General features: G+C 44.6%; 21 protein-coding genes and 3 tRNA genes. 17 read left to right on the top strand and 7 right to left on the bottom strand.

Annotated elements, in window-relative coordinates; translation table 11 throughout:
• Nucleotides 1–8 precede the first annotated feature (8 nt).
• Both pabB and E0Z06_RS06420 read left to right on the top strand, forming a co-directional pair.
• Nucleotides 9–1,382: an aminodeoxychorismate synthase component I gene (gene pabB / locus E0Z06_RS06425; RefSeq protein ID WP_132582985.1), complete on the top strand. Its 1,374-nt coding sequence runs from the start codon at nucleotides 9–11 to the stop codon at nucleotides 1,380–1,382.
• A 5-nt stretch (nucleotides 1,383–1,387) separates the two neighbouring features.
• Nucleotides 1,388–1,948 carry a CoA pyrophosphatase gene (locus E0Z06_RS06420; protein ID WP_132582983.1) on the top strand — a complete coding sequence of 187 codons (561 nt, stop codon included), beginning with the start codon at nucleotides 1,388–1,390 and terminating at the stop codon, nucleotides 1,946–1,948.
• A gap of 103 nt (nucleotides 1,949–2,051) precedes the next feature.
• Here the strand turns inward: E0Z06_RS06420 and E0Z06_RS06415 are convergent, their stop codons facing one another.
• The gene (locus tag E0Z06_RS06415) at nucleotides 2,052–2,342 is read right to left on the bottom strand and encodes a high-potential iron-sulfur protein (RefSeq protein ID WP_207903153.1); all 291 of its coding nucleotides are present in this window, start codon (nucleotides 2,340–2,342) and stop codon (nucleotides 2,052–2,054) included.
• A 187-nt stretch (nucleotides 2,343–2,529) separates the two neighbouring features.
• On the opposite strand from E0Z06_RS06415, the gene folM reads away from it, so the two are divergent.
• The 9 genes from folM to E0Z06_RS06370 all read left to right on the top strand — a co-directional run bounded on the left by folM (nucleotide 2,530) and on the right by E0Z06_RS06370 (nucleotide 11,535).
• Nucleotides 2,530–3,267, top strand: a complete 738-nt coding sequence (gene folM / locus E0Z06_RS06410; protein ID WP_132582979.1) for a dihydromonapterin reductase — start codon at nucleotides 2,530–2,532, stop codon at nucleotides 3,265–3,267.
• 65 nt (nucleotides 3,268–3,332) lie between these two features.
• Nucleotides 3,333–4,472: a hypothetical protein gene (locus E0Z06_RS06405; RefSeq protein ID WP_132582977.1), complete on the top strand. Its 1,140-nt coding sequence runs from the start codon at nucleotides 3,333–3,335 to the stop codon at nucleotides 4,470–4,472.
• 148 nt (nucleotides 4,473–4,620) lie between these two features.
• Nucleotides 4,621–4,905: a DnaJ domain-containing protein gene (locus tag E0Z06_RS06400; protein WP_132582975.1), complete on the top strand. Its 285-nt coding sequence runs from the start codon at nucleotides 4,621–4,623 to the stop codon at nucleotides 4,903–4,905.
• A 21-nt stretch (nucleotides 4,906–4,926) separates the two neighbouring features.
• Nucleotides 4,927–5,484, top strand: coding sequence for a hypothetical protein (locus E0Z06_RS06395; RefSeq protein WP_132582973.1), 558 nt, complete (start codon nucleotides 4,927–4,929; stop codon nucleotides 5,482–5,484).
• 5 nt (nucleotides 5,485–5,489) lie between these two features.
• Nucleotides 5,490–6,257: a hypothetical protein gene (locus E0Z06_RS06390; RefSeq protein ID WP_132582971.1), complete on the top strand. Its 768-nt coding sequence runs from the start codon at nucleotides 5,490–5,492 to the stop codon at nucleotides 6,255–6,257.
• Nucleotides 6,258–6,268: 11 nt separating this feature from the next.
• Complete coding sequence (locus E0Z06_RS06385; RefSeq protein ID WP_132582969.1) at nucleotides 6,269–7,162, top strand: hypothetical protein; 894 nt, start codon at nucleotides 6,269–6,271, stop codon at nucleotides 7,160–7,162.
• A 68-nt stretch (nucleotides 7,163–7,230) separates the two neighbouring features.
• Entirely contained in the window at nucleotides 7,231–7,767 is a 537-nt protein-coding gene (locus tag E0Z06_RS06380) for a phosphatase PAP2 family protein (protein WP_132582967.1), read from the top strand.
• A 158-nt stretch (nucleotides 7,768–7,925) separates the two neighbouring features.
• A complete protein-coding gene (fusA, locus tag E0Z06_RS06375) occupies nucleotides 7,926–10,022 on the top strand; it encodes an elongation factor G (protein WP_132582965.1) in 2,097 nt (698 codons plus the stop codon).
• Between the two features lie 235 nt (nucleotides 10,023–10,257).
• Nucleotides 10,258–11,535, top strand: a complete 1,278-nt coding sequence (locus E0Z06_RS06370; protein ID WP_132582963.1) for an acetyl-CoA hydrolase/transferase C-terminal domain-containing protein — start codon at nucleotides 10,258–10,260, stop codon at nucleotides 11,533–11,535.
• A gap of 37 nt (nucleotides 11,536–11,572) precedes the next feature.
• Here the strand turns inward: E0Z06_RS06370 and E0Z06_RS06365 are convergent, their stop codons facing one another.
• The 6 genes from E0Z06_RS06365 to E0Z06_RS06340 form a co-directional block, all read right to left on the bottom strand.
• Nucleotides 11,573–13,369 carry a M14 family metallopeptidase gene (locus tag E0Z06_RS06365; RefSeq protein WP_132582961.1) on the bottom strand — a complete coding sequence of 599 codons (1,797 nt, stop codon included), beginning with the start codon at nucleotides 13,367–13,369 and terminating at the stop codon, nucleotides 11,573–11,575.
• Complete coding sequence (locus tag E0Z06_RS06360) at nucleotides 13,369–16,449, bottom strand: efflux RND transporter permease subunit (RefSeq protein ID WP_132582959.1); 3,081 nt, start codon at nucleotides 16,447–16,449, stop codon at nucleotides 13,369–13,371. Before E0Z06_RS06360 ends, E0Z06_RS06365 begins: the two co-directional genes overlap by 1 nt.
• 2 nt (nucleotides 16,450–16,451) lie before the next feature.
• Entirely contained in the window at nucleotides 16,452–17,546 is a 1,095-nt protein-coding gene (locus E0Z06_RS06355; protein WP_132582957.1) for an efflux RND transporter periplasmic adaptor subunit, read from the bottom strand.
• A 175-nt stretch (nucleotides 17,547–17,721) separates the two neighbouring features.
• The gene (locus tag E0Z06_RS06350; protein ID WP_132582955.1) at nucleotides 17,722–18,507 is read right to left on the bottom strand and encodes a putative porin; all 786 of its coding nucleotides are present in this window, start codon (nucleotides 18,505–18,507) and stop codon (nucleotides 17,722–17,724) included.
• A 119-nt stretch (nucleotides 18,508–18,626) separates the two neighbouring features.
• A complete protein-coding gene (gene uvrB / locus E0Z06_RS06345; protein WP_132582953.1) occupies nucleotides 18,627–20,624 on the bottom strand; it encodes an excinuclease ABC subunit UvrB in 1,998 nt (665 codons plus the stop codon).
• Nucleotides 20,621–21,979 (bottom strand): MATE family efflux transporter, encoded by a 1,359-nt coding sequence (locus E0Z06_RS06340; protein ID WP_132582951.1) that lies wholly within the window; start codon nucleotides 21,977–21,979, stop codon nucleotides 20,621–20,623. Before E0Z06_RS06340 ends, uvrB begins: the two co-directional genes overlap by 4 nt.
• Before the next feature lie 527 nt (nucleotides 21,980–22,506).
• Between E0Z06_RS06340 and E0Z06_RS06335 the strand changes: the two genes are divergently transcribed.
• From E0Z06_RS06335 to rsxB, 6 genes are all read left to right on the top strand, one after another.
• A tRNA-Asn gene (locus E0Z06_RS06335) sits at nucleotides 22,507–22,583 on the top strand.
• Nucleotides 22,584–22,608: 25 nt separating this feature from the next.
• Nucleotides 22,609–22,685, top strand: a tRNA-Asn gene (locus tag E0Z06_RS06330).
• 20 nt (nucleotides 22,686–22,705) lie between these two features.
• Nucleotides 22,706–22,782 (top strand) — tRNA-Asn (locus E0Z06_RS06325).
• A 146-nt stretch (nucleotides 22,783–22,928) separates the two neighbouring features.
• Nucleotides 22,929–24,854: a GGDEF domain-containing protein gene (locus E0Z06_RS06320; RefSeq protein WP_132582949.1), complete on the top strand. Its 1,926-nt coding sequence runs from the start codon at nucleotides 22,929–22,931 to the stop codon at nucleotides 24,852–24,854.
• A 114-nt stretch (nucleotides 24,855–24,968) separates the two neighbouring features.
• Nucleotides 24,969–25,550: an electron transport complex subunit RsxA gene (gene rsxA / locus E0Z06_RS06315; protein WP_132582947.1), complete on the top strand. Its 582-nt coding sequence runs from the start codon at nucleotides 24,969–24,971 to the stop codon at nucleotides 25,548–25,550.
• Nucleotides 25,550–26,101, top strand: coding sequence for an electron transport complex subunit RsxB (rsxB, locus tag E0Z06_RS06310; RefSeq protein ID WP_132582945.1), 552 nt, complete (start codon nucleotides 25,550–25,552; stop codon nucleotides 26,099–26,101). Before rsxA ends, rsxB begins: the two co-directional genes overlap by 1 nt.
• The last annotated feature ends 2 nt before the right edge of the window (nucleotides 26,102–26,103 follow it).

Genomic DNA, 26,103 nt, shown 5'->3' with positions numbered 1-26,103 from the left:
CCCCATTCATGCAGCAGTACCTTATTCCGTCTGAAACTTTTGGTGATACACCAGAAAACTTACTAAACCTGTTCAGCTATTTTGCTGGGCAGCCTTGGGCCATGCTGCTTGACTCAGCGGCGCAGGCGCATATCAATAGCCGCTATGATATTTTAGTGGCCGAACCTATTGCCACCTTAGAAGCTAAGCAAGGTGTGTGCATTTTACGCGATAGCCAAGGCGTGCACGAATACCAACACGACCCTTTTACTGTATTGGATGGTGCACTAAAACGCTATTTCCCAGATAAACCAAGCAGCTCACTGCCGTTTGTCGGCGGCGCATTGGGCTACTTTGGCTACGACTTAGGCCGCTATGTTGAACAGCTACCCAGTATAGCCGAGCAAGATATTACCCTGCCCGATATGGCGATCGGTTTTTATCAGTGGGCGCTTATTTTAGATAAACAGCAGCAATGCTTATGGTATGTCGACTATCAAGGCCAAGCCGAACCGGGTTGGCAAAAACTGGTTCAGCGTTTACAACACACCCTGCCGCCTACCTCGTTTACCTTAACTAGCCTTTGGCAAGCCAATATGGATAAAGCCGGCTATAGCGCACGCTTTAATAAGGTGCAGCAATATTTGCTTAGTGGCGACTGTTATCAAATTAACCTAACTCAGCGCTTTAGTGCCCGTTATCAAGGTGATGCATGGCAGGCGTATTTACAACTACGTGATAAAAATGCCGCGCCGTTTTCAGCGTTTATTCGCTTACCTGAGGGCGCGGTATTAAGCATCTCGCCTGAACGTTTTTTGCAGCTACACGAGCGTAAGGTAGAAACTAAACCGATAAAAGGCACTCGGCCTCGCGGCTTTTGCCCCATGACCGATGCAGTAGAAGCCGACAACCTTAGGCACTCGGCGAAAGATCGCGCTGAAAACGTTATGATTGTTGATTTACTGCGTAACGATTTAGGCAAAGTCTGTGTATCAGGCAGTGTTGAGGTGCCCAGTTTATTTGCCATAGAAAGTTTTCCGGCAGTACATCATTTAGTCAGCACCGTTACCGGCACTTTAGCGGCAGAATATAGCGCTAGTGATTTGTTGCGTGGTGCCTTTCCTGGTGGCTCTATTACTGGTGCGCCTAAAGTGCGCGCCATGGAAATTATCGAGCAACTTGAGCCGCAGCGTCGCTCGGTATATTGCGGTGCTATTGGCTATATTAATAGCGCTGGCAACATGGATACTAACATTGCTATTCGCACCCTAATTTGCTGTGATGGCAACATATATTGTCAAGCTGGCGGCGGTATAGTGGCCGACTCAGAAGTAGACAGCGAATATCAAGAGACGCTAGATAAGGTAAATAAAATTTTGCCGGTTTTAGCCAACACAGAATAAAACCTATGCTTGCTAGTGAGTTTCGCCAACGGTTTTTGTTACACCCTACTGCTGCCGGTGATGCGGTACCTAGCAGCGATCAACACCAAGCTGCAGTATTGGTGCCAGTAATTGATTATGGCGACAGGCTGCAAGTATTGTTTACTCAGCGCGCGCTGCATTTGCGCCATCATCCTGGGCAAATTAGCTTTCCCGGCGGCCGTATTGAGCCGGGTGAGCAAAGCGCTGAGGCGGCACTGCGTGAGGCTGAAGAAGAAATCGGTTTAACGCCTAATGCGGTTACTTTACTTGGCCGCTTGCCGCTGCAACCGACTAGCACAGGCTTTAATATCGTACCTTGGGTAGGTTTATTAGCGCCGCAACCACGCTGGTTACTGCAACCGGCTGAAGTAGCGGGTATTTTTGAAGTGCCACTAACGCATTTTTTACAACAAGAAAACCGACATCAATTTAACCTACCGCTGCGGGGTAAAGTGCAACAGCTGCATGCAATGCCGTATCAAGATAAATTTATTTGGGGTGCAACAGCGGCTATTTTGCATCGGCTGTGCCTGCAATTAGCTTAAAGTAAGGCTAAATTTAAGCCCGTTAATTATCGTACTTACAAGTTAAACGAGAACTGACTTGCTCTAAGCCAGTTCGTTGATATTACTAATAAATCTTACTCAGTTACGCTGGCTTTTTCGCATAAGCGGCACACCAGCCGTCTTTATTTACCAGTTTACCTGGGAAAATGGCACACGGACGCCACTCTTCGCCATCAGCACCTTGAACTAAGGCACAATTATTACATGTAGCGCCTTCTTTTTCAGACTTATGCACGTACTGTAATGCTTTAGCTTGCGGGTTTTCTGGATCGAGATGCTCATTGGCGAACGCCTTTAAACTCACTCCGCCCATGCTCAATCCGACAATGCCTCCGGCTGATAATTTTAAAAAACGTCTTCTGCTGGTCGTCATAATGGATCCTCATTTATGTGGTTACTGTTTTGCGTAGGATGTTGTTATTATTGTGGGTGTAACAGATACAGTTTTAGTTGCTGATTGGATTAATTGCCAGCACAAAGCAAAAAACTAAACCAAAGCGGCGATGTAACGTATCGGTTACATCATACTGCACTTTACCTTTGGTTCACAGGAACTCTGAATGTCTAATGTCATTATTATTACCGGCGCCGCACAGCGCCTCGGTTTGCACTGTGCTTTAACGCTTAACCAAGCTGGTTATCGCGTTATCGCCACTTATCGCAGTGAAAAACCAGGGCTGTCTCGACTACGCCAAGCCGGCATTGAATGCTTTCAGCTTGATGTTACCAATAGTGTTGCGCTGGCAGATTTTATTAGACATATTTTTACCCAGACTAACGAACTACGTGCACTGATCCACAATGCCTCTGACTGGCATGCCGATGCGTCAAGCCAAAACAATCCCGATTTGGATATTGCCGCCGATAGCGCAATATTTGATGCTATGCACGCCGTACATGCAAAAGCACCCTATATTCTTAATCGCGCACTGGCACCACTGCTGGCCAAAAGTGCCCTCGCGGGTGATATTATTCATCTAACCGATTTTGTTGCCAGCGTGGGTAGCGCAAAACATATGGCCTATGCGGCATCTAAAGCAGCACTGACTAACTTAACCTTAAGTTTTGCTCGTGCGTTAGCGCCCAAGGTAAAGGTAAATGCCATCGCTCCGGCGCTACTGATGTTTAACCAGCACGATGATGATGCCTATAAAGCCAAGGCGTTGAACAAGTCATTACTGCAAATAGAGCCAGGCGCCAGCGAACTAGGCAACACTGTGCTCTATTTACTACAAAGCCGGTATCTGACCGGGAAAATAATTGAATTAGATGGTGGCAGAGCGTTAAATCTACCCTAAGAGTTTTGTTTGTCACATTTCGCTGGCACACTAGTTAAAACACTAATCGTTATCTTGGTATTTATATGTTTATACAGCGCTCTATTTTTGTCACCACTGTTGCCTTAATGGGCTTAGCTTGCACTGCACTGCCCAGCGCCGCCAATGAAGTAAAACTCGGTAACGCCGCCGGTATCTGGCTTACCGATTTACAAGGTGAAACCTTAACTGATCCGCAAAGTTCAGGATTTACCTGGCGCCATAACGAAATTATTCATTTAGGTGACAATAGCGCGATTGAAGCGATGCGCAATAAATTACTGAAAGTTAACCCACAAACCGCACAGCTTAATGCGCCGCCAATTGCCATTACAGTATCAGACCAGGTACTAAACGGCTGCTTTGGTGAGCTGTTTCGCCAATATCCCGATTTTGAAGCATTAACTTGGGATCGCCACGACGATACCGTACTAATTACCGTTACCGAAGACTCGCGCTTTGTGAGCCTAAGCCCAGAATGTAAAGCACGTTATGGTGAAACCAACTCAACCGACTACCCTACGCTATTAGTGAAAATTGAAGCCGATAAAGCCTTAACACAAGCGCAAATTACCGCAGTGCGGCCAGTGCAGTTTCCTAAAGCGGCATTGGTAGGCAATGCGCCTAACGATGGCATTGAAGGTTTAGCCTTTGATAACAGTGGTAATCTGTATTTAGCCTTAGAGCAAAATGCCGCTAATGCACCAATGATATTCAAAACACCTTATAACACAGAGTTTTGGCTGCACGATGATTATGTAAAAGTGCAAGATAGTGCCTTTGTCCTGCCGGTGCCAGACGATAAAGACCACCCGATTAACGATCTGGATTACTTACCCAGCCCCAAAGCAAACCATCCGGGTTATTTAGTTGCCGTAGCACGAAATGACGACCAATTATGGATCATCGACATTAGCCAACAACAACCACCTTTTGTCATGCAAATGAGCTACTACGCGCCCACGGGCAGTAACAGTAACTGCCCCGCTTACGAAAAAATGGTACAAACCGCAGTAGAAGGCGTTGCGGTATATAAAGATAGCTTGTATCTGGTAAATGATGCCTGGAAAAAGCATTACCCCGACAACATTCAATGCCCAGCTAACGCCAACAACTTTAATAAATTTGCACCGTTATTATTTCGTGTCAGCGTTGACCCAATTTGGTTTATTCATAATCTAAAGTAAGCACAATTACGGCATCAGGTGAACTGGCGCACGCGATCTGTTATTATTGCCTGCTGTTTGCTATTTACCCATTAGCACAGCAGGCAAACACGCTTTTTCTTGGTGTTTCCGGTCTTGTTATTTAGGTCTTCGTGTTTCAGGATAACTTATGATTAACCACTTTCGCGTTCTTGGCGTAAAAACCAATGCCAGCGATGACGATATTAAAAAAGCCTATCGTCGCTTAGCTAACAAATACCATCCAGATAAACTGCATAGTGCTAGCGACGATGAAAAAGAACACGCCAACGAGCAGCTGCAACGCATAACCGCTGCCTATAATGTGTTATCAGATGCAAAGCAAAAAGCGGCATTTATTAAAGATTTTAACAATGTCATCGTTAACGATCCGGCCTCTGCCATGCAGGAGTTGTGGGATCAATACTATTCGTAAGCCGATTTTCGTGAGACTACTATGACGACAAAATTGAATATGACACGCGTGCATGCGTTGCAAACTGATGCACTAGAAAACATCCATTCGTACATGGATCCTGAAACGCCAAATGCGTTAGAACAATTTACGGCAAAGATAAAAACCATTTTATTGGCCGAGCCAAAACTACTGGAGTCATTACCAGAATATTTACCGATTGCACTGTATGGCCGAGTTAAGTTTTCAGCGGCTAACACAACTCAATGGCAACAATGGATCAGTAAAGCTAGCGTGCCAAGCTGGGATGAGTTTAAAACCTCAGTCGCCTTTAGCAACCCTGATTTAGAGCTCGTAAAAGCAGTTCGCTCATACTCAGAAGCGGCATTAATTGAAGCGTGCGCGGTATTGTTTTTATTAGAAAATGACAAGGTGAAACCGACTAGTCGTAGCAGTGCTGCAGAGCCAGAGCACGACGATGATGATGACGCTGATGCCGAGCATAACTACGACAACGACGATTACACGAACGACGACGATGAAGACGAAGAAGACGGTTATAACGACCAATACGACGATATACGCTTTAAGGGAGAGTAAGTTTAATGAGCACCAACTTAATTGAAATCGCTGTCGCAGAAATTAAAGAATTAGCCGTTATTGAACCGAAGCAAGCCAGCAAACGATTTGAAATCATTGCCAATACGATGAGCGATGCGCAGCTGGTAGAGGTTATTGAAGGCATTGATATTGTTACGCTAACCCAGATTAACAGCGAACATGACATTTCGTTCCCATCGATTATTTCCGAGCTAATGAGTCCAGAGCGTATTCGCGATATCGTGTGTCAGCAACCGCTGTATTGGGAAGAGAAAATTAAAAATAATGCTGAAGATTTAAAACAGCACACCTTTGATTTTTTAACCTACCTCATTCGTACCCAAGAAACTGAAGAAAAACAAGCGGCTATTTTAGACTGTATTGCCGAAGATCCGGCCGGTTTATTTTATTTAAGCATTCCCTTTATTGAGCTATACCGTGGCGAAGTGTTGGAGTATGAAAACTACTGGGAAGACAAGCTACACGAAGATGAAGAGCATCTAGAAGAAGCTGAAGCCTACACCGAACGGCAACAAGTAGAAGATGTGCATAACCTGAGCATGGATGATCCACGCAGTTTACTGGCATTAATTCGTCAGTTAACCCCTGACGTAGAGCAGGCAATAAAAGCACTTATTCGTAATGAAAACTCAGGCTGGGAAGGCATTATTAATAAATTTGCTGCTGAGCTAGTAATGCAAGCCAAAGAGAAAAACCAAGCCGTTGATAACGAGTACAGCGAAGTAGACGACATGTTTAGCTTCCTCGATTAAGGGTATATTTCATGCAGTTAATACTACGTGATGGCAGTTTTGGCCCGTTTTTAACCCAAGTGATCAGCAAAGCTCAGGCCGCAGAAACCTTAAGCAGCGCACAGCTAACTCAGCTGAAAAGCAAAGCGGTGTTAATGAGCCTGAAATTTGCCGATAAATTTTATAATAAATATAAAATGCATTTATTAGAGCAAGCGGCCTGCGACATCATCGGCATAGTAAGCTTGGGGCTACAAGAGCTAAGCGATAACGATACCGAACGCGCACTTGGGCTATTGCTTGCACCAGAAGGTATTGTAAAGCCGTTTCAAAAAGGCTGGAGTATGCTGGCAACGGTAAGTAAAAAAACGGGTAAAACCTCGCTGTACGGTGATGTAGAAGAACAGTTAGTGCAAAATATATCTAGCCCACCAGATGCAGAAGATTGGTACGGTTGGGCACACTATCAAACCGCCTTAACCGAGCATCGCCGCAGCCAGTCAATGCAGCTATTACAACAACAGTTTTACGTACGCACGCACTTTGATGAGTTTGATCATTTTAGTTTGGAAGAAGTACTGGCCGAAGTGGTGTTATATCGCGCTCTAACTGGCAGCGATAAAGTACGCCAAGATTTAAAACAACGGCTACGCACTATTACACTGCAAGAGCATTGGTTTAACCCGACCTTTATTGAACTGCAAACCGAAGCAACCTTAGCGCAATTGCCAGCGGCTAACGCCGAGGCTATCCGCCAAGATTTAGGCCAGCACTTTATTCCCGCGCTGTTGCGTACTTTATCCTTTGCGAAAGACTATCAAGCATTAGCCTTAACCGACGCCACGCCAGAACGGCTTGACGCATTGGAAGGTAAACAAGGCTTAACCAATCCTTTACTGGGTTGGCCGCAGTATATTGAGTTTTAATAATGCGCGTTGTAACAACTTGGGCTTTAAATATTATCGCTATCTAAGCAAAAATTTACGGAGTAAGCATGAAACCGCGCATTTATTACTGGGCCATTAGCGCACTACTAAGCCTTATGCCGTTGCAAAACGCGCAGGCTAATAGCGAAGATAAAGCTGCTGATGTACTGCGTATTGCCATACCAGCAGCAGCCTGGGGCATGAGCCAATATCTAGGCGATGACGAGGGTACAACGCAATTCTATTATAGTTTTGCCAGCACTATTGCCGCGACCTATGCCTTAAAAAGTACTATTCATAAAAATCGCCCGGATGGCTCAGATAACGATGCCTTTCCATCCGGTCACAGTGCCATGGCCTTTCAAGGTGCGGCCTTTTTACAACGCCGGTATGGTTGGCAGTATGGTGCGCCCGCTTATGCTCTAGCTACCTACGTTGGTTATACCCGAGTAAAAAATGATCATCATGATACTGGCGATGTTGTCGCTGGTGCATTAATTGGTATTGCTGCCAGTTATTATTTTAGTAAACCCTATTACGGTTTTCAGATCACGCCTACTGCGGGCCTTAGTACTGTTGGCTTACACATTAGTAAGCAGTGGTAAAACTACATAGCTTTAACAGCGTAGATCGACAATTTTACAAGACAATATTGCAGCACGAATAAAAAACCATCGCTTTATCTTGTTTTTTTTCGGGTAAATCGATTTGAAATCCTGTATATTGTCGCACTATTTTCAAACCCTAGCTTAATGAGATTACTATGTCAGCAGATTTATCCTTATACAGAAACATTGGTATCTTCGCCCACGTTGATGCCGGCAAAACCACCACTACGGAACGTATCCTGAAACTGACCGGTAAAATACATAAAGCCGGGGATACGCACGATGGTTCAACGACTACCGACTTTATGGAACAAGAAGCTGAGCGTGGTATTACTATCCAGTCAGCTGCAGTAACCTGTTTTTGGAAAGGCTACCGTTTTAACGTTATTGATACCCCGGGCCACGTTGACTTTACGGTTGAAGTTTACCGTTCATTAAAAGTACTGGATGGCGGTATCGGTGTATTCTGTGGTTCTGGCGGTGTTGAACCTCAGTCAGAAACCAACTGGCGTTATGCGAACGATGCAGAAGTAGCTCGTCTAATCTTCATCAACAAACTTGACCGTATCGGTTCAGATTTTATCCGCGTAACTGAACAAGTTAAAAAAGTATTAGGCGCAACGCCACTTATCATGACCTTACCTATCGGTCGTGAAGAAACATTCTGTGGTGTAGTTGATCTAGTAACTCGTAAAGCTTACATCTGGGATGACTCAGGTAACCCAGATAACTACACGGTATCTGACGTACCAGCTGATATGGCTGATGACGTTGAAATGTACCGCGAGCAGTTAGTAGAAACGGCTGTTGAGCAAGACGACGACCTGTTAATGGCGTACATGGAAGGCGAACAGCCTTCAATTGAAGATTTAAAGCGTTGTATTCGTAAAGGCACACGTGATTTAGCATTCTTCCCTACATACTGTGGTTCTGCCTTTAAAAACAAAGGTATGCAATTAGTATTAGACGCGGTTGTTGACTATTTACCATCGCCAACTGAAGTTGACCCACAGCCTCTGACTGATGAAGAAGGCAACCCAAATGGCAAGTTCGCCGTTGTTTCTGCTGACGAGCCGTTCCGCGCATTAGCGTTCAAAATCATGGATGACCGTTTTGGCGCCCTAACCTTCGTACGCGTATACTCTGGCGTATTGAACAAAGGCGATACCATCCTTAACTCATTCACGGGTAAAACTGAACGTATCGGCCGTATGGTTGAAATGTACGCGAATGACCGTATCGATTTAACCTCAGCTCAGGCTGGTGACATCATTGCGCTAGTAGGTATGAAAAATAATACCCAAACTGGCCACACATTATGTGATCCTAAGCATGAATGTACGCTAGAGCCAATGGTATTCCCAGAGCCAGTAATTTCAATCTCTGTAACGCCAAAAGACAAAAACTCAGTTGATAAAATGGGTATTGCGATTGGTAAAATGGTTTCAGAAGATCCAACTTTCCGTGTTGAAACTGATACCGATTCAGGTGAAACCATTTTACGTGGTATGGGTGAATTACACTTAGATATCAAAGTAGATATTTTAAAACGTACCTACGGTGTTGATTTAGTTGTTGGTCAACCTCAGGTTGCCTACCGCGAAACTATTACTCGTGAAATTGAAGATAGCTACACGCACAAGAAGCAATCTGGTGGTTCTGGTCAATTTGGTAAAATTGACTACGTTATTCGCCCAGGCGAGCAAAACACTGGCTTTAAATTTAAGTCTTCAGTAGTTGGTGGTAGTGTTCCGAAAGAATTCTTCCCAGCCATTGAGAAAGGCTTCCAGTCTATGATGACTACGGGTCCTCTGGCCGGTTTCCCAGTATTAGACGTTGAAGTTGAACTGGTAGACGGTGGTTTCCACGCCGTTGACTCATCAGCTATCGCGTTTGAAATTGCAGCTAAAGGTGCATTCCGTCAAAGTATGCCAAAAGCAGGCCCGCAATTACTTGAGCCAATCATGAAGGTTGACGTGTTCACCCCAGAAGATCACGTTGGTGATGTTATCGGTGACTTAAACCGTCGTCGCGGCATGATCTCTGGTCAAGAAGCTGGCGTTTCTGGCGTACGGATCAAAGCTGACGTGCCATTATCAGAAATGTTTGGTTATATCAGCAGCCTGCGTACAATGACATCAGGTCGTGGTCAGTTCTCTATGGAATTTGCTCACTATGCTGCATGCCCTAACAACGTAGCTGAAGCGGTAATTGCTAAAGAAAAAGAAAAGAAAGCAGCTAAAAACAACTAAGCTGTTTGCTTTAAGCAAAAGCCCCGCTGGCATCACGCCGCGGGGCTTTTTCATTTCGACAATACCTCTAACGAGCAGATTAAAAAATTAATAGCGGTAGCATTACTAACACCTTATTCATTATCCTTTAGTTTTATAACACTGGCTGTAACTCTTTGATCCCTGTCATAATGTGCGCACAGAAAACGGTTAGGCTAAATGTTACTTAATCTAGAAACGCTAGGAGATCACACCAATGCGAGTTGATAGTGCAGAACAAGCTCTACAAATTTTATCCGATAATGATTCAATCTGGTGCCATTCAATGGCGGCTACCCCCTACTACCTATTACAAGCGCTAGCCAAGGTTGCACTTAGCAAGCGCAACCTAACCTTGCTGCAACTGCATACTGAAAATAGCGACATGCTCTGTGCGCCAGAGCTTGAAGGTCATTTGCGCCAGCGCTGTTTTTTTGTTGGCCGCAGCACACGCAATGCGGTTAACTGTGGCCGAGCCGATTATGTACCGATTTTTTTATCAGAAATTCCTAAGCTATTTCGTCGCCACGAACAAAAATTAGATGTTGCCTTAATTCAGGTGTCGCCACCGGATAATCATGGTTTTTGCAGCCTTGGCGTATCAGTTGAAGCCACCCGTGCCGCATTACAAATGGCAAAAAAGGTAATTGCTTGGGTTAACCCAATGATGCCGCGCACCCATGGTGATTCGTTTATTCATATTAGCCAAATTGACCGCTATGTTGAGCATGCCGCCGCTATTCCGCTGCACTTACCCGCAGCACAAGATGCGATAACCGACAAAATAGGCAGCAATGTAGCCAGCCTTATTCGCGATGGTGATTGCTTACAAATGGGTATTGGCGCGATTCCTGATGCGACATTGCGTTATCTTACTGATCGCCAGCAATTAGGTATTCATACCGAAATGTTTTCTGACGGTGTATTGCCACTGATTGAAAGCGGCGTTATTACCAACCAAAATAAACGCAAACACCGCGGTAAAATTGTTACCACCTTTGCCATGGGTAGCCAGAAGTTATATGACTTTATCGACGATAACCCACTGGTTAGCTTTCTTGATGTGGAATACACCAACGACACAGCAGTAATACGCCAAAACCCACAGGTTGTGGCGATTAATAGTGCGTTACAAGTCGATTTAAGCGGTCAGGTCTGTGCCGATTCGTTAGGTACTAAAGTATATTCAGGTGTCGGCGGGCAAATGGACTTTGTTCGTGGCGCATCGCTGTCTGAAGGTGGTCGCGCTATTATCGCCCTGCCTGCTACCGCTGCAGGTGGCACGGTATCGCGTATTAGTTCGTTATTAAGCCCTGGCGCTGGTGTAGTTACTACTCGCGCTCATGCCCACTATATTGTGACTGAATATGGTATTGCTAATCTAAGAGCAAAAAGCTTAACGGAACGCGCGCGCGGGCTAATTGATATTGCCGCCCCCGAATTTCGGGCCAGCCTAGCTGAACAGGCTTGGCACGATTGGGGTTTAAAAGTATAGCTTTAGGCTAAGTGGAGATAGAGATGCAAGCGCAAGCCTACATCTCTATTAATACCGGATATTTAAGGTAATTTTGGTCGTAATACGGCATCTGGCGATAAAACCAGTTATAACGCTCACGCGGGCTGCTACGCAGTGCTGCATCATTTGCCAGTGCTTGTTCAAACTGCTGCTTTAAATCTGGCTGTTGCTCTAGCATGGCGTTAATTAGCGGCTCTATCGCATAGGGCTCAAAGTATTCAGTACGCTCAAATAGGGTTGGGAAGAAGCCCCAACTAAAGAACGAGTCTGGTGCGCTAGGCTCAAGTAACGCTACTGCCAACCGACCCAGCGGCTGATCTGTACTCACCTTTATCCAACCCGCAGTTAAGTTACGACTGACATTTTCCTTACTAAATTGCACATTTTGCGGCATAAAATGCCCTTCAATCGGTGCATTAGTAAAACTATGACGCGTTACTGTTAACTGCTGTGCAGTCAGTTTTTGTGGCGAGGTTAATACACTTAACTCAATACCATGTATTTTTAAACGCTGGATCACCTCGTGCTGCTCAGGTGGCAACCAATAAGCTTTAGGAATAACAGTTTCTTTATCTGCTACTTTATCCCAAAATATTGGCAGTTTTTCGTATAACTTCGGCTCGCCGGTCCAGTACACATAGGTATCGCCACTAACGGCTGAAGGTTTAAGCTGATAAGCCATACCTTCAAAATCGACAAATTCAGGCTGTTCACTGGCTTTATAACTTAACACCATGCGTTTAGGCCGCGCTTGTAAATCAGCTTGTCGGGCTAAAATCAGCGCTTTGCCTTGCTCATTAAGTAATTTTAACGTTTGCTCTAGCAAAACATAGGTACCGAGTACCCGCTGCCGGTAAGGTTTGAGACTATGGTTTTCTACCAACACCGTTGGCAAATGCCTAACATCACCATAACCATTAGAGTAACGTGGGCTAGCTGTCCAGCCGCTAATGCCTTTACTGAAATCTTTGCTATCAACACCAAATACTAACGGTCCGGGAATATGCCCAGCATGAGTTAGTGCAGCATTTACCGCGGGCCGATATAATTTGGCTAACCAACTGGCACCATTGGGGCTAATCGCAGCAAAGGGTTCGTTAAAGCCATAGGTAATGTCGTACTGATAATCTTCGCCATCAGTAACGTGAATATCGATATATAAATCCGGTTGATACCGGTTTATTACATCAATTAATACGCGCATTTCTGGCGTGTCGGCTTTAGCGTAATCACGGTTTAAATTCAGATTTTGCGCAGTTGCGCGCCAGCCTTGGGTTATTGGACCGCGCTGGTTCATCCGACTGGTAACCGAACGACGTTCGTGACCATCTGGCGAGAATACCGGGATAAATAAAAAATCGGTGTTAGCAAGTAAGTTAGCTTTATCGCCATGAGCAATATCACGCAATAACATTAAGCCGGCATCTTTACCGTCTATTTCGCCGCTATGAATACCGGCTTGTACTAATAGCATGGGTCGCTGCGGGTTTTGCGCTATTTTATGCAGTGCAGAGCTGGCCTTTACCAAATACAACGGCCTACCCTGCGCACTTTCGCCTAGCTGCTCCAATTCAAGTAAATCAGAGCTATCTACCAGTTTGCGTAGATACGCTAAGGTAGCGGCATAATTGGGGCTATCAGTTAAATCAGTAAGCTCGGCTGGGCTAACCCAAGGATGATTTTTATTTTTAATTAAGGCTTCACTCGCCCCCTGCCACTGCGGTAATGGGGGTAACCAATCAGCTGCGGCATAAGCACCCGCACTTAACAGTACGGTACTAACGAATACTGGAGATAAAAACTTACTGATCATTATTCTGTTCTCGTTTTTATTTTAAATACTGTGCAATACAGCACAGGTAAGAATAACAAGGTGAGTACTGTCGCAAAACCTAAGCCAAACATAATAACCACCGCCATACTGGCAAAAAAATCGTCTACCAATAAGGGTACCATGCCAAGAATCGTGGTTATTGCGGCCATAGCAACTGGCCGTACCCGACTAACCGCACTTTCAAATACAGCTAAATAGGCTTCTTTGCCTTGCTCTAATTCAAGCTTAATTTGCTCGACCAGTACAATGCCGTTTTTAACCAGCATGCCAGACAAACTTAGAAAGCCCAATAGCGCCATAAAACCAAAAGGGGCGCCCATTAAGCTTAAACCAAAGCTGACACCAATAACCGCTAACGGCACACAGGCCCAGATCACTAGCGCTGAGCGTAATGAATTAAACAACAACACGGTAATAATAAACATCACCAGATAACCTAAAGGTAGCGAACCAAATAGCGCCTTTTGCGCTTTTTGCTGCTTTTCATATTCGCCACCCCAGTGTAAAAAATAACCCGCAGGTAAGGGTATGGCTTCAATCTTATCTTTTACTCGCGCTAGCAAGTTCGCTGCGGTATCGTCGCCAAGAATATCGTGGTCAGCCATTACTGTTATGGTGCGCTTACGATCACGGCGCTGTATTTGTGCATCTTCCCACTGTAAATCAAAACCATTCACTACTTGGGTAATAGGGATATAGCGGCCAAGTTTATTGCTGTATACCTGTAAGTCATATAAGGCATCAACATTATCACGTTCGCTAAGCGGAGAGCGCACAACAATAGGTAATAAATGCGTACCGTCACGATACACACCAAAAGTTTTACCCGTTAAACTGCTTAACAGTACATCATCAATATCTTGTTTACTGATCCCAGCACGGCGCGCCATAGCTTCATTAAATCTTGGCCGGATCAGCTTTTGCCTATTACGCCAGTTGTCGCGAACATTATGCGCACCGGCATCGGCGAGTAATATCGCTTGTGCTTGCTCAGATAACTGCCGTAACACATCAGGATCAGCGCCGCTAAACCGCGCTTCAACTTTAGCAGGGGTTGATGGCCCTACTTCCAAGCGCATTAGCTTAGATTCAATATTGGGATAATGCAGATAAATATGCTCGCGCACCTGAGCCATTATTGCCGGCAACATGGCTTTATCTGCCATGCGCACAATGAGCTGACTGTAATCAGCATATATTTTTTCTGGCTGGTAAGTCAGCATAAAGCGCTCAGCGCCGCGGCCAGAGGTTGAGGTAATATTAATTACACCCTCTTGCTGTTGCAAATAGGCCATAATTTCTTCTGCTTGCGCCGTGGAATACTGAATATCTGTGCCAGCAGGCTGCCACAAATCAACGAGAAAAATAGGCGTATTAGAGGGCGGAAAAAACACCTGCTTTACCTTAGTAAAGACCAATAAACTGCTAACTAGCAACGCTACCGTCAGGATATAAGTTAGGGCGCGATAACGCAGCGCTAAGCGCAGAGCCGTGCGATAGACGTTAAAAATAACACCTTTGTATAGGTCCGCATCATTAGTTTGTGTATTGTTTTCTGTAGAATTTGCTGGCGACAACCGATCTTTAAATAACATACTGGCAAAAAATGGCGTTAAGGTAACGGCTGTTACCCAGCTGAGTAACAATGACACTAGCAATACCCAAAACAAACTGCCCGCAAACTCGCCAGTAGCGTCGCTAGATAAACCTATAGGCGCAAATGCCGTTATCGCAATAACGGTGGCGCCAAGCAGTGGCCACTGAGTTTGCTTAACAATTAACGATGCCGCGTCTGCTAATTTTAAACGGCGCTGCATACCAATTAATATGCCCTCGGTTATCACAATGGCATTATCAACCAGCATACCTAAAGCAATAATTAATGCCCCAAGCGACACGCGCTGCAGTTCAATTTGCATTTGCCGCATAAATATAAAGGTGCCAAGCACCGTAAGTAGCAAGATCAGGCCAATTAAAAAGCCACTGCGCAGCCCCATAAATACCAGCAGCACGATAACCACAATAGCCACAGCTTCGGCCAAGTTAATAATAAACCCGGTTACCGATTGCGATACTTCATCCGGCTGGTTGTATATGGTGTGCAGCTCTATACCCATTGGCCGATTATAATTTAGCTGTTGTAAACGCAGCGCAACCTGCTCGCCAGCTTTTACTACGTTTACGCCAGAGCTAAACGAAATGCCCAAAGTAAGGGCATTTTTACCGGCTTGGCGGATCACCTGCATCGGTGTTTCGGTTGGCGCGCGATACACGGTGGCAATATCGCCAAGGTAAATTAGCTCACTTGCGGCGGGGTTACTTATAATTAGGCTTTCAAGTTCAGATACATGCTGAAACTCGCCAGTAGGGTGAATTCTAATACGTTCGGCATCAACTTTAATTGAACCTGCATTTGACACCACATTTTGGCTTTGAAACAGGTTAGCCAACTGCGCGGGTGAAATACCAATTGCGGCTAAGCGTGAGCGAGAAATTTCAACAATTACCTGTTCCTGCTGTGCACCACCAACCACTATTTTACCTACCACCGACAAGGTAACTAATTCACGACGCAGAAAATCAACGTAGTCACGCAGCTCATCATCAGTAAAACCATCACCGGTAACCGCATATAAAATACCATAGACATCGCCAAAATCGTCGCGGACACTGGGCGCACCAACACCAGGTGGCAGTTGGCCTTGTAAGTCACTGACTTTATGCCGTAGTTCGTCCCAAATTTGCTTTAGCTCTTTAGCTCGATAAGTGTCTTTCATATCAACCATAATTTGCGACATACCAGCACTAGACACCGAGGTAACATGATCGACATAAGGCAGTTGTTGAATGGCATTTTCCAGCAAATAGCTAACTTCTTCTTCCACTTGTTGCGGTGAAGCACCTGGATACTGCGTAATGATCATGGCTTGTTTTAGCGTAAACTGCGGATCTTCTAAACGGCCTAAACCACTATAAGCAATAGCGCCGCCAAATAATAAAATTAAGGCAAACAGCCATGATGAGGTACGGTTTTTAATAAAGTAAGCGGCAAAATCCATGATTACAGCCCCCGCTCACGCACCCACGGCCTTACTTGCTGTTTTTCACTAAGCTGCTGCACGCCAGCACTAACAATCTGCTCGCCCACTTTCACACCTGAGGTTACGGCTAAACCGGCACTCGTTAGTTCGCCAATAGTAATTAAACGTTGGTTAACTTGCTGTGATTCTGGGTTATACACCCAAACATAATTCTGTTGCTCATCCACACTTTGCGCTGCAGGGCTAAACACCGCACTGGCGGGAATATAACTAATATAATTGTCGTGACGGCTAACTTTATCCATCTGCACAATAACGTTAGCCGTCATGCCAGAAAACACATTAAACTCTTCTGGGTTCGGCATACTAAACACCACTTTATAGCTATTCGTTGCTGCGTCTGGGCGAGTATTCCATTCTTTAATTTTTGCTTGATAACGATATTTTGGATGCGTGTCAAAAATCACATCGGGCTTATAATCGACCTCTTTTTTTACGCTAGAAATAACATCTTCTGGCACTTGGATTACAATATCGATACTGCCACGTAACTGCAGCTCTAAAATAGGTTGTTGCGCGGCCACGTTTTCATGATTTTCAATTAACTGATGAGAAATAATGCCGGCAAAAGGCGCATGTAGCTCGGTATAACTTAACGCGGTTGTGCTGGTTTTTAAATCTGCTGATGCTACCTGAAACTGGGCTTTAGCTTCATCAAATACCGATTGTGATACCAGTTTTTGCGCTAACAATTGCTCTGCCCGCTCGTATTGGGTTTTGGCCAGCTCAAAACGCGCATTAGCTTGCTCTACTTTTAGGGCTAAGTCAGTGTCGTCCAGCTTGGCTAAAAGTTGCCCAGCCACAACACTATGCCCAGGTCGCACCAATACCTTAGTTAACTTACCGCCAACCCTAAAGGTTAATCTTACATTTTCGCTAGGCTCGACTACCGCCGGAAACTGCCGGATCACCCCTGCACCACCGGCATTGACGGTAAACAGTTTAACCGGCCGAATTAAAGGCTCTGTTACCTGCTCTGTAGCGTGCTCACACGCGTTAAGAAAAAATACAACAGAGAGTATAAAAGCAGAACACAGCAGGTTCTTAGCTGGCATAGTAAGGGTTCCTAACAATCAAATTAACAGGTATAGCCTAGCTTATTGGCGATATTTTGCGCAATAACAGCAACATAGGGGTATGTGCCGGCTAAGTATAAACCTGTTAATTTAATTCAGAAAGGAAAAACCCGCCAAGTTGGCGGGTAAGTTGAAGCGAACTGCTGCTATCGTGCTAGAAACGGTAGCTAGCACCTAACTGATATTGCTCTTCACCAGAGCCAAGATAGTCAAAGCTAACCGCAGCACGCAGTGCAATATTCGGCTGCAAATACCAACTACCCCGCACGGTTATGCTATCGCTGTTGGCGTTAACCACGTCATCTGAGGTCCAATCATAGGCTAAACCTAACGCAATATTACGGCCAAAATAGTAATCTGCCGCTACGCTGTATTCCGAGTCGTTATCGCCGCGCACGTCCATAAAACTGGCTTCAATATTAATAAAGTTACCATTATCTAACGCCATCAGTTTTTTCGTGCTAATACCATATTCAGTATAGCTACCAACACTGTCTGGCCTGATATTACGTGCATCGAGTTTAACCAGCCAATCAGAGCTAATAAACAAACCAGCGCTGGCTAAGATGGCGCGGTCTTTACTGCCATTCAGTTCTAATAATTGCGCGCTCGCATAAAAGTTGTGGCTTATATCTTTGTATTCGCCACCAATAGACCAATTGCTGCTACTTTGGCTAGTAGCACCTAAATCTATATCTGTGTAGCTATATGTGCCGTTAACGCTAGCAATGCGGCTTAAAAAGCCGGCTTCGGCGAAAGGCGCTTTGCCATTTAAATTAACTGGGGCAAGATAAAATTGATGCGCTAAATTCCACTGTTGCAGCTCGGCGCCATTTATATCAAGCCAGCCAAAGTTAGCGTCTGTCTGATGTTGAAAAGTACTAGCAAATGTCGAAGCCGAAAAAACCGTAACCAAGGTTGCAAGTATTGTACGTCTCATAATTGTCCCTTACTAAATAAATGCACGTGATCGAGCAGGTATGCCAGATCGGGCGCATGTTAGCAGCTATGTCTGAACGATCAATGAATTCGGGCTATTTAGCTAACTCTACAAGGCATTTATAATTCTAATAACGCTTGTTTAAGCATATGCACCTTGTCTCGCAGCGCAGCCGCTTGCTCAAATTCAAGATCACGCGCATGTTGCAGCATTTTTTGTTCAAGCTGCTTAATTTCAGCCTCAACTTGGTACGGTGTTTTACCTTTAACTAAGCGCAGCTTCTCCGCCACCATAGGTAACGCTTGGTTAGTGTCTTGCCCCAAATCCATTACATCAGATATTTTCTTTTTAATCGCGGTTGGCGAAATACCATGATCTAGGTTGAATTGCTGCTGCTTTACGCGGCGGCGATCGGTTTCATCAATAGCCCGTTGCATTGAACCGGTAATACGATCTGCATACAAAATAGCGCGGCCTGATAAGTTACGCGCGGCACGGCCAATAGTTTGGATCAGCGAGCGCTCTGAGCGTAAAAAGCCTTCTTTGTCCGCATCTAAAATAGCCACTAATGACACTTCAGGAATATCTAAGCCTTCACGCAATAGGTTAATGCCCACTAAAACATCAAATACGCCTAAGCGTAAATCGCGGATAATCTCCATCCGCTCGACAGTGTCGATATCTGAGTGTAAATAACGCACCTTAACACCATGATCATGCAGATATTCACTTAAGTTTTCGGCCATTTTTTTCGTTAGCGTGGTTACCAGAACCCGTTCTTTTCGCTCAGCACGAATAAAAGCTTCAGACAGTAAATCGTCTACCTGACTGGCTACCGGCCTAATTTCAATGATTGGGTCAAGCAAGCCGGTTGGTCTTACTACTTGTTCAACAACCTCGCCAGCAGACTGCTCAAGCTCGTATACGGCAGGTGTTGCCGATACATAAATGCGTTGTGGCGCTATGGCTTCAAATTCATCAAATTTTAATGGCCGATTATCCAACGCAGACGGCAAGCGAAAACCATAGTTAACCAAGTTTTCTTTGCGTGAGCGGTCGCCTTTATACATAGCGCCTATTTGCGACACCGTAACGTGCGACTCATCAATAAACATCAAGCCGTCAGCGGGAAAATAATCTAGTAAGGTTGGTGGCGGCTCGCCATTGGCTCGGCCAGATAAATAGCGTGAATAGTTTTCGATACCTGAGCAATACCCCAGCTCTACCATCATTTCAATATCAAACAAGGTACGCTGGCTTAGGCGTTGCTCTTCTACCAGTTTATTGTTGGTAATTAACTCTTCACGGCGCTGCTTTAATTCTATTTTTATTTCATCTACCGCCGCCAAAATTTTCTCGCGTGGTGTCACATAGTGCGTTTTCGGATATACGGTAAAACGGGTTACTACTTTTTCTACGGCGCCAGTTAGCGGGTCGAAAATACTCAGCCGCTCAATTTCTTCATCAAACAATTCGATTCGCACCGCAATATCGTCAGATTCAGCTGGAAACACGTCAATAACATCACCACGAACACGATAGGTTGCGCGCTGAAACTCAATATCATTGCGGCTATATTGCAGTTCTGCCAAACGGCGCAAAATAAAACGCTGGTCAACAATGTCACCCACTTTTAAATGCAGCAACATTTTCATGTACGATTCTGGATCACCCAAACCATAGATCGCAGAAACCGAGGCAATAATAATAACGTCACGGCGCTCCATCAGTGCTTTAGTTGCTGACAAACGCATTTGTTCTATATGCTCATTAATCGACGCATCTTTTTCAATAAAGGTATCGGTAGAGGGCACATACGCTTCTGGCTGATAATAATCGTAATACGAAACAAAATACTCGACCGAATTATGCGGAAAAAACTCTTTCATTTCGCCGTATAGTTGCGCCGCTAAAGTTTTATTATGCGCCATGATTAACGTTGGCCGATCAACCCGCGTAATCACATTGGCCATAGTAAAGGTTTTGCCTGAACCGGTAACACCCAGCAAGGTTTGATGCGCTAGACCTGAGACTAAACCATCAACTAACTTATCTATGGCTTGAGGCTGATCGCCCGCCGGTTGATATTGAGAAACTAATTCAAAGTGACGTGTCATGCTGTAACCTCAGATACCGTGCGCGTTACCGCATAATTAAACCAGCGCCACGCTAGCACTGCAGTACACAGATTGGCGATAACGCAGCCAATAAATAAGCCGGTAATACCAAATAAATTTCCGCCCAACCATGCCATCGGCACATAAAATATAAATAAGCGCACTAAACTCAGTGCCAACGCACTACCGGGCTTATGTAGCGCATTAAACGATGAATTCGTTAAAATAGTGATGCCCTGTAAACCATACCCTAACGGTACCAGCCAAATAAATAAACACACAATACGTACCACTTCTGGCTCGTCACTAAATACTCGTGCTAGCGGATACGCCAGTACGGCTAACACTAGATAGATGCCAAACTGCCAAAACAGCACAAAACGGCCACACAAACGATACGCTTGTTGCACCCGCTGCATAATGCCTGCGCCGTAATTCTGGCTAATAAAAGGCGGTAAGGTCATCGATAATGCCAGCACGACTATGCAAGCGATGCTTTCTAGCCTTGCACCAACACCAAAAGCAGCAACCGCTTGCGCACCATAGCTTGCCATCATGGCCGTTAAAATAGCCATCGCTAACGGCGTTAACATATTGGCACCAGCAGCGGGTAAACCAATACGCAAAATTTTACGACAAATAGTAAGCAGTTCAACAGCGTTAATCCAATGGGTACTAATCAGTTGGCGTTTGATTAATAAATGCAGAATAAGCACCGCGCCCAACACCCAAGAAGCAAGGGTTGCAATAGCCGCGCCTTGCATACCCATCGCCGGTATTGGCCCCAAACCAAAAATAAGTATCGGGTCTAACACCGCATTCACTAAACCTGAACACACCATAATAATGCTCGGCGTTTTCGTATCGCCGGCAGCACGAAGCACTGCATTTCCTACCATGGGTAGCACTAATAACACCGCGCCACAAAACCAGATGTCCATATATTGATGAATATAAACGAGGGTGTCGGCATCAGCACCCAGCAAGGAAAATAGCGGTGCACTAAAACAAAACCCCAACACCGCCAATATTGCAACTAACGCTGACGACAACGCTAACGCAACTTGACCGTCATTTCGGGCATCATCTAAACGCCCTGCACCCAGAGCTTTAGCAATAACTGCAGAGGTTCCAATGCTTAAGCCTATAGATAAGCTAATTAGGGCAAAAGATACCGGAAAGGTAAAACTGATAGCGGCAAGTTGAACCGTACCGAGCATGCTAATAAAAAACGTATCGACCAAAGAAAACGTCATTAACGTAATCATGCCTACTAACATTGGCAATGTCATAGCGACAAGCGTGGCTTGAATATCGTCTTTAGTTAATGAATAGGTGCTTTTTTTTCTGGTCATAATTACAAATTGGATCCGACGTAGCGCCATTGTAAAGAAAAGCCTGAGTGCAAGCTATGCCGTTTCATCCTGATTTTCTACTCAATGATGGTATTTATCTAAATACCCCATTTGTAGTAAAACAGTTCACAAATCCACCGAGGAAAGCCAATTCGGCTCGCAAAGCATAGCCACAGCAGACACGCCAACGTAACTCATTGTTATAAAACAAATAAAATATTCGTCGCAAGTTGCTTGACCTGCAGCCAAGCCAATAGACACCGGTGTTTCCCCAACTAACACGCTGACAACTCACAGAGTTATCCACAGATTCTGTGGGTAACTCTGTGCAGTGCGCATAGACACTAGGCATAGCTCAGTTTTTTTAGTGCTATATAAAAAATTTAATTTTTTTCAGAAAAAGTTGCTGCTACAAACAGCGCTTTGTTCAAACATTATGCAAGTAGCTCAAGTTAGTGAAAATCAGTGATTCAAAGTGTTGACAGGGGGTATAGCTGGCATTAGTATTGCGCCCCGTTGAATGCTGTTCCCTAGTAGCTCAGTTGGTTAGAGCGGCGGACTGTTAATCCGTAGGTCACTGGTTCGAGTCCAGTCTGGGGAGCCAACAGCATAAACACTATTTATACCCTTCCCTAGTAGCTCAGTTGGTTAGAGCGGCGGACTGTTAATCCGTAGGTCACTGGTTCGAGTCCAGTCTGGGGAGCCAAAACTTTATATCTTTTCAATTCCCTAGTAGCTCAGTTGGTTAGAGCGGCGGACTGTTAATCCGTAGGTCACTGGTTCGAGTCCAGTCTGGGGAGCCACCTTTACTACCTGTATTTATGCCTTTCTATCGTAATTAGTGTATTTATTCCTATTTTTTTGATTTAATTAGCTTTCTATTGCAGGCTCCAAAACCTATATTAAAGGTTTGGACAAGGAAATCAGTTATGTCTGGTGATCACAGCTTATGAGAATATTGCGTACTTTGCTTATCAGTCAGTTACTGTCAGCCGTTGTGTTGGCAGGTGCTGCCATGGTTATATTGACTATGTATACCCAGCAACAACTGAATACATCCGAAGACAATGCCAAAACGGCTATTGAACAAATTTTAGCTAACCATATTACCGGCGATGGCAAAGTATTAAGCCGACAGCTGGACCGCAGTTTTAACCTTAAAAGCTTACGCGTTAGTCAGTTAGACGGCACTGTATTACACGAACAAAATGTAAACGGTAATAAAGCTCCGCTAGGAGCTTGGCTTTTACAATTATTTGGTAGTGAATTTAAACCACAAATGTTGCGTAACCAAGAGCACAATATTCAGCTTAATTACCAACTCGACTTTAGTGCCCGCTTAGAACAGTTCCAGTTAATGTTGTTAATGCTGATGCTATTGCCGTTTGTACTAGGCTGGTTCCCGGTGTTGTTAAGTAAGCGTAGCATTACCCGCAGTTATCGGCGCACCACTAGTGCGGTAAATGATTTAATCGATCGCTTTATCCAAGACCCACAAAAAGCCGAACCAAACTGGCAAAAAATACCGATTGAATTTTCCGAAATTAATACGGCTTTACAAAAGTTAGCTAATTATACTCGCAGCCAATACAACGAGATGGCCTCCAATGCTAATCAAATAGCTGAAGAAGCCTATAAAGATTCAGTTACCGGCTTACCGAACCGTAATCGTTTCGTACAGTATTACGAAGATACTATTCGTAATAATGAAAGCAACGATTTTGGTGTGTTTGCTATTACGCGCTGTACTGAACTACAAACGCTAAACCAGACGCGAGGTTTTCAGGAAGGCGATGGTTATATACGAGAAATTGCTGAGTTAATTAAAAAATTGTGCGGCGGCTATAAAGATCATCGTGTATATCGCTTAAACAGCTCTGATTTTGGTATTTTATTACCTAGGATCACGCCAAAAGAAGCAGAAAACTTTGCCTTGCAATTGCAAAGCCGTTTTAACGAATATCAAAAAAGCTCAGAGTTAGACTCTGTCGCCTACACCGGTTTAGTCTGCTATGAATCGGGTAAAGCTTTAGGTGAGTTACTCGCCATTGCTGATACCTCTATCAGCTTGGCACAAACGAAACAACCTAACGCATGGCACTTACAAAAAGAGTCATCTGGGCTTGAAATGGCTAGCGGTGGCTACGGCAACCAGAACTGGCGCAACGTTATTGACGACGTATTAACTAATAATCGTATTAGTTTGTTGGCACAACTTATTCAGCCTTCAAGCCGTTCAGCCAAAGCCTACTCGGAAATATTAGTACGCTTTAAAACCCAAGAAGGTCAAATTTTGCCTACTGCTTCATTTTTGGCCATGGCAGAAAAACTAGATCGTATTGTCGCTGTTGATCGATTAATTATTGAAACAGCGCTTACCACGATAAAGAATAAAAACTTACAAGATCAATATTTTGGTATAAATTTATCCGCTCGTTGTGTACATGATGATCAATTTATAATTTGGTTAGAACGTCGCTTATTAAAAGATGCACATATTGCCGCTAAATTAGTATTTGAAGTTACCGAATTTGGTATGCAGCAAAATTTAAAAACCAGTAAACGCTTTATTGATATGGCACACCGCGCCGGTTCACGAGTTACAGTGGAAAAGTTTGGTGTCGGCATTACCTCATTTAAGTTTTTCCGTGATTTAAAACCAGATTACGTAAAAATGGATGGTAGCTACACGCGACATATAAACGAAGATAAAAATAATCAATACTTTATGCGCTTAATGATCGATTTAGCACACCGCATCGGCGTAGGTGTTTTTGCCGAAAGCGTAGAAACACAGGAAGAAAAACACATGCTTGAATCGTTATTTATTGACGGTAACCAAGGCTACTATGTTGGAAAACCGGCGCCATTATAAGCTAACACCGCGGCGGTATTATCAATACCGCCGCAATACCCCTACGCTTTATCCGGTTGTGTCTATTGCCGCTTAATTGCATAATACAGCCCTTATTTTTACCCGAGCGATACGATGACTGAATTTCTGCTGTTGTTGATCAGTACCGTACTGGTGAACAATTTTGTGCTAGTAAAGTTTTTAGGTCTCTGTCCTTTTATGGGCGTTTCTAGCAAACTAGAAACGGCTATAGGCATGTCATTAGCAACTACCTTTGTGCTAACACTGGCATCGTTATGCAGCTATCTGGTTGATCACTATCTGCTTGCGCCTCTAGACCTGCTTTATCTGCGTACACTAACCTTTATTTTAGTTATCGCGGTGGTAGTGCAATTTACTGAAATGGTGGTGCACAAAACCAGCCCTACCCTATATCGCCTACTGGGTATCTTCTTGCCATTAATTACCACTAACTGTGCGGTATTAGGCGTAGCGCTACTTAACGTAAACGCTAGACATAATTTTATTAATTCAGTGGTATATGGCTTTGGCGCAGCCGTTGGCTTTTCGTTAGTGTTAATTTTATTTGCCGCAATGCGTGAGCGCTTAGCCGCCGCTGATGTGCCGGTGCCGTTTAAAGGCGCCGCTATTGCCATGATTACTGCCGGCTTAATGTCGCTGGCCTTTATGGGCTTTACTGGCTTGGTGAAAGTGTAATGACGTTAGTTACCGCGCTTATTTCTTTAGGTGTGTTAGCGCTAATTTTTGGTGCTGTGCTGGGCTATGCGGCGGTTCGTTTTAAAGTAGAAAGCGATCCGCTGGTTGATCAAATAGACGATATTTTGCCACAAACCCAATGTGGCCAGTGTGGCTATCCTGGTTGTAAGCCCTATGCTGAAGCCATTGCTAATGGTGACGACATTAATAAATGTCCCCCTGGCGGTGAAGCCACTATTCGCAAACTTGCCGATTTATTAGGGGTTGAAGCTAAACCATTAAACGCTGCCCAAACAGAAAATATCAAACGCGTTGCGTATATTCGCGAAGACGAGTGTATTGGCTGCACTAAATGTATTCAAGCTTGCCCTGTTGATGCCATCGTTGGTGCGTCAAAATTAATGCATACCGTCATTGTCGACGAATGCACCGGCTGTGATCTGTGTGTCGAGCCCTGCCCGGTTGATTGTATTGATATGGTGCCACTGGCCAACACCACTGAGCGTTGGAAGTGGGATTTATCAGCTATTCCTGTGAAGATCGTGGAGTAAAA

This window comes from Rheinheimera sp. D18, from assembly GCF_004345025.1.
Taxonomy (GTDB): Bacteria; Pseudomonadota; Gammaproteobacteria; order Enterobacterales; family Alteromonadaceae; genus Alishewanella; species Alishewanella metallidurans.
The sequence above is the reverse complement of the archived record's forward strand: the minus strand, read 5'-3'. Positions and strand labels throughout refer to the sequence as shown.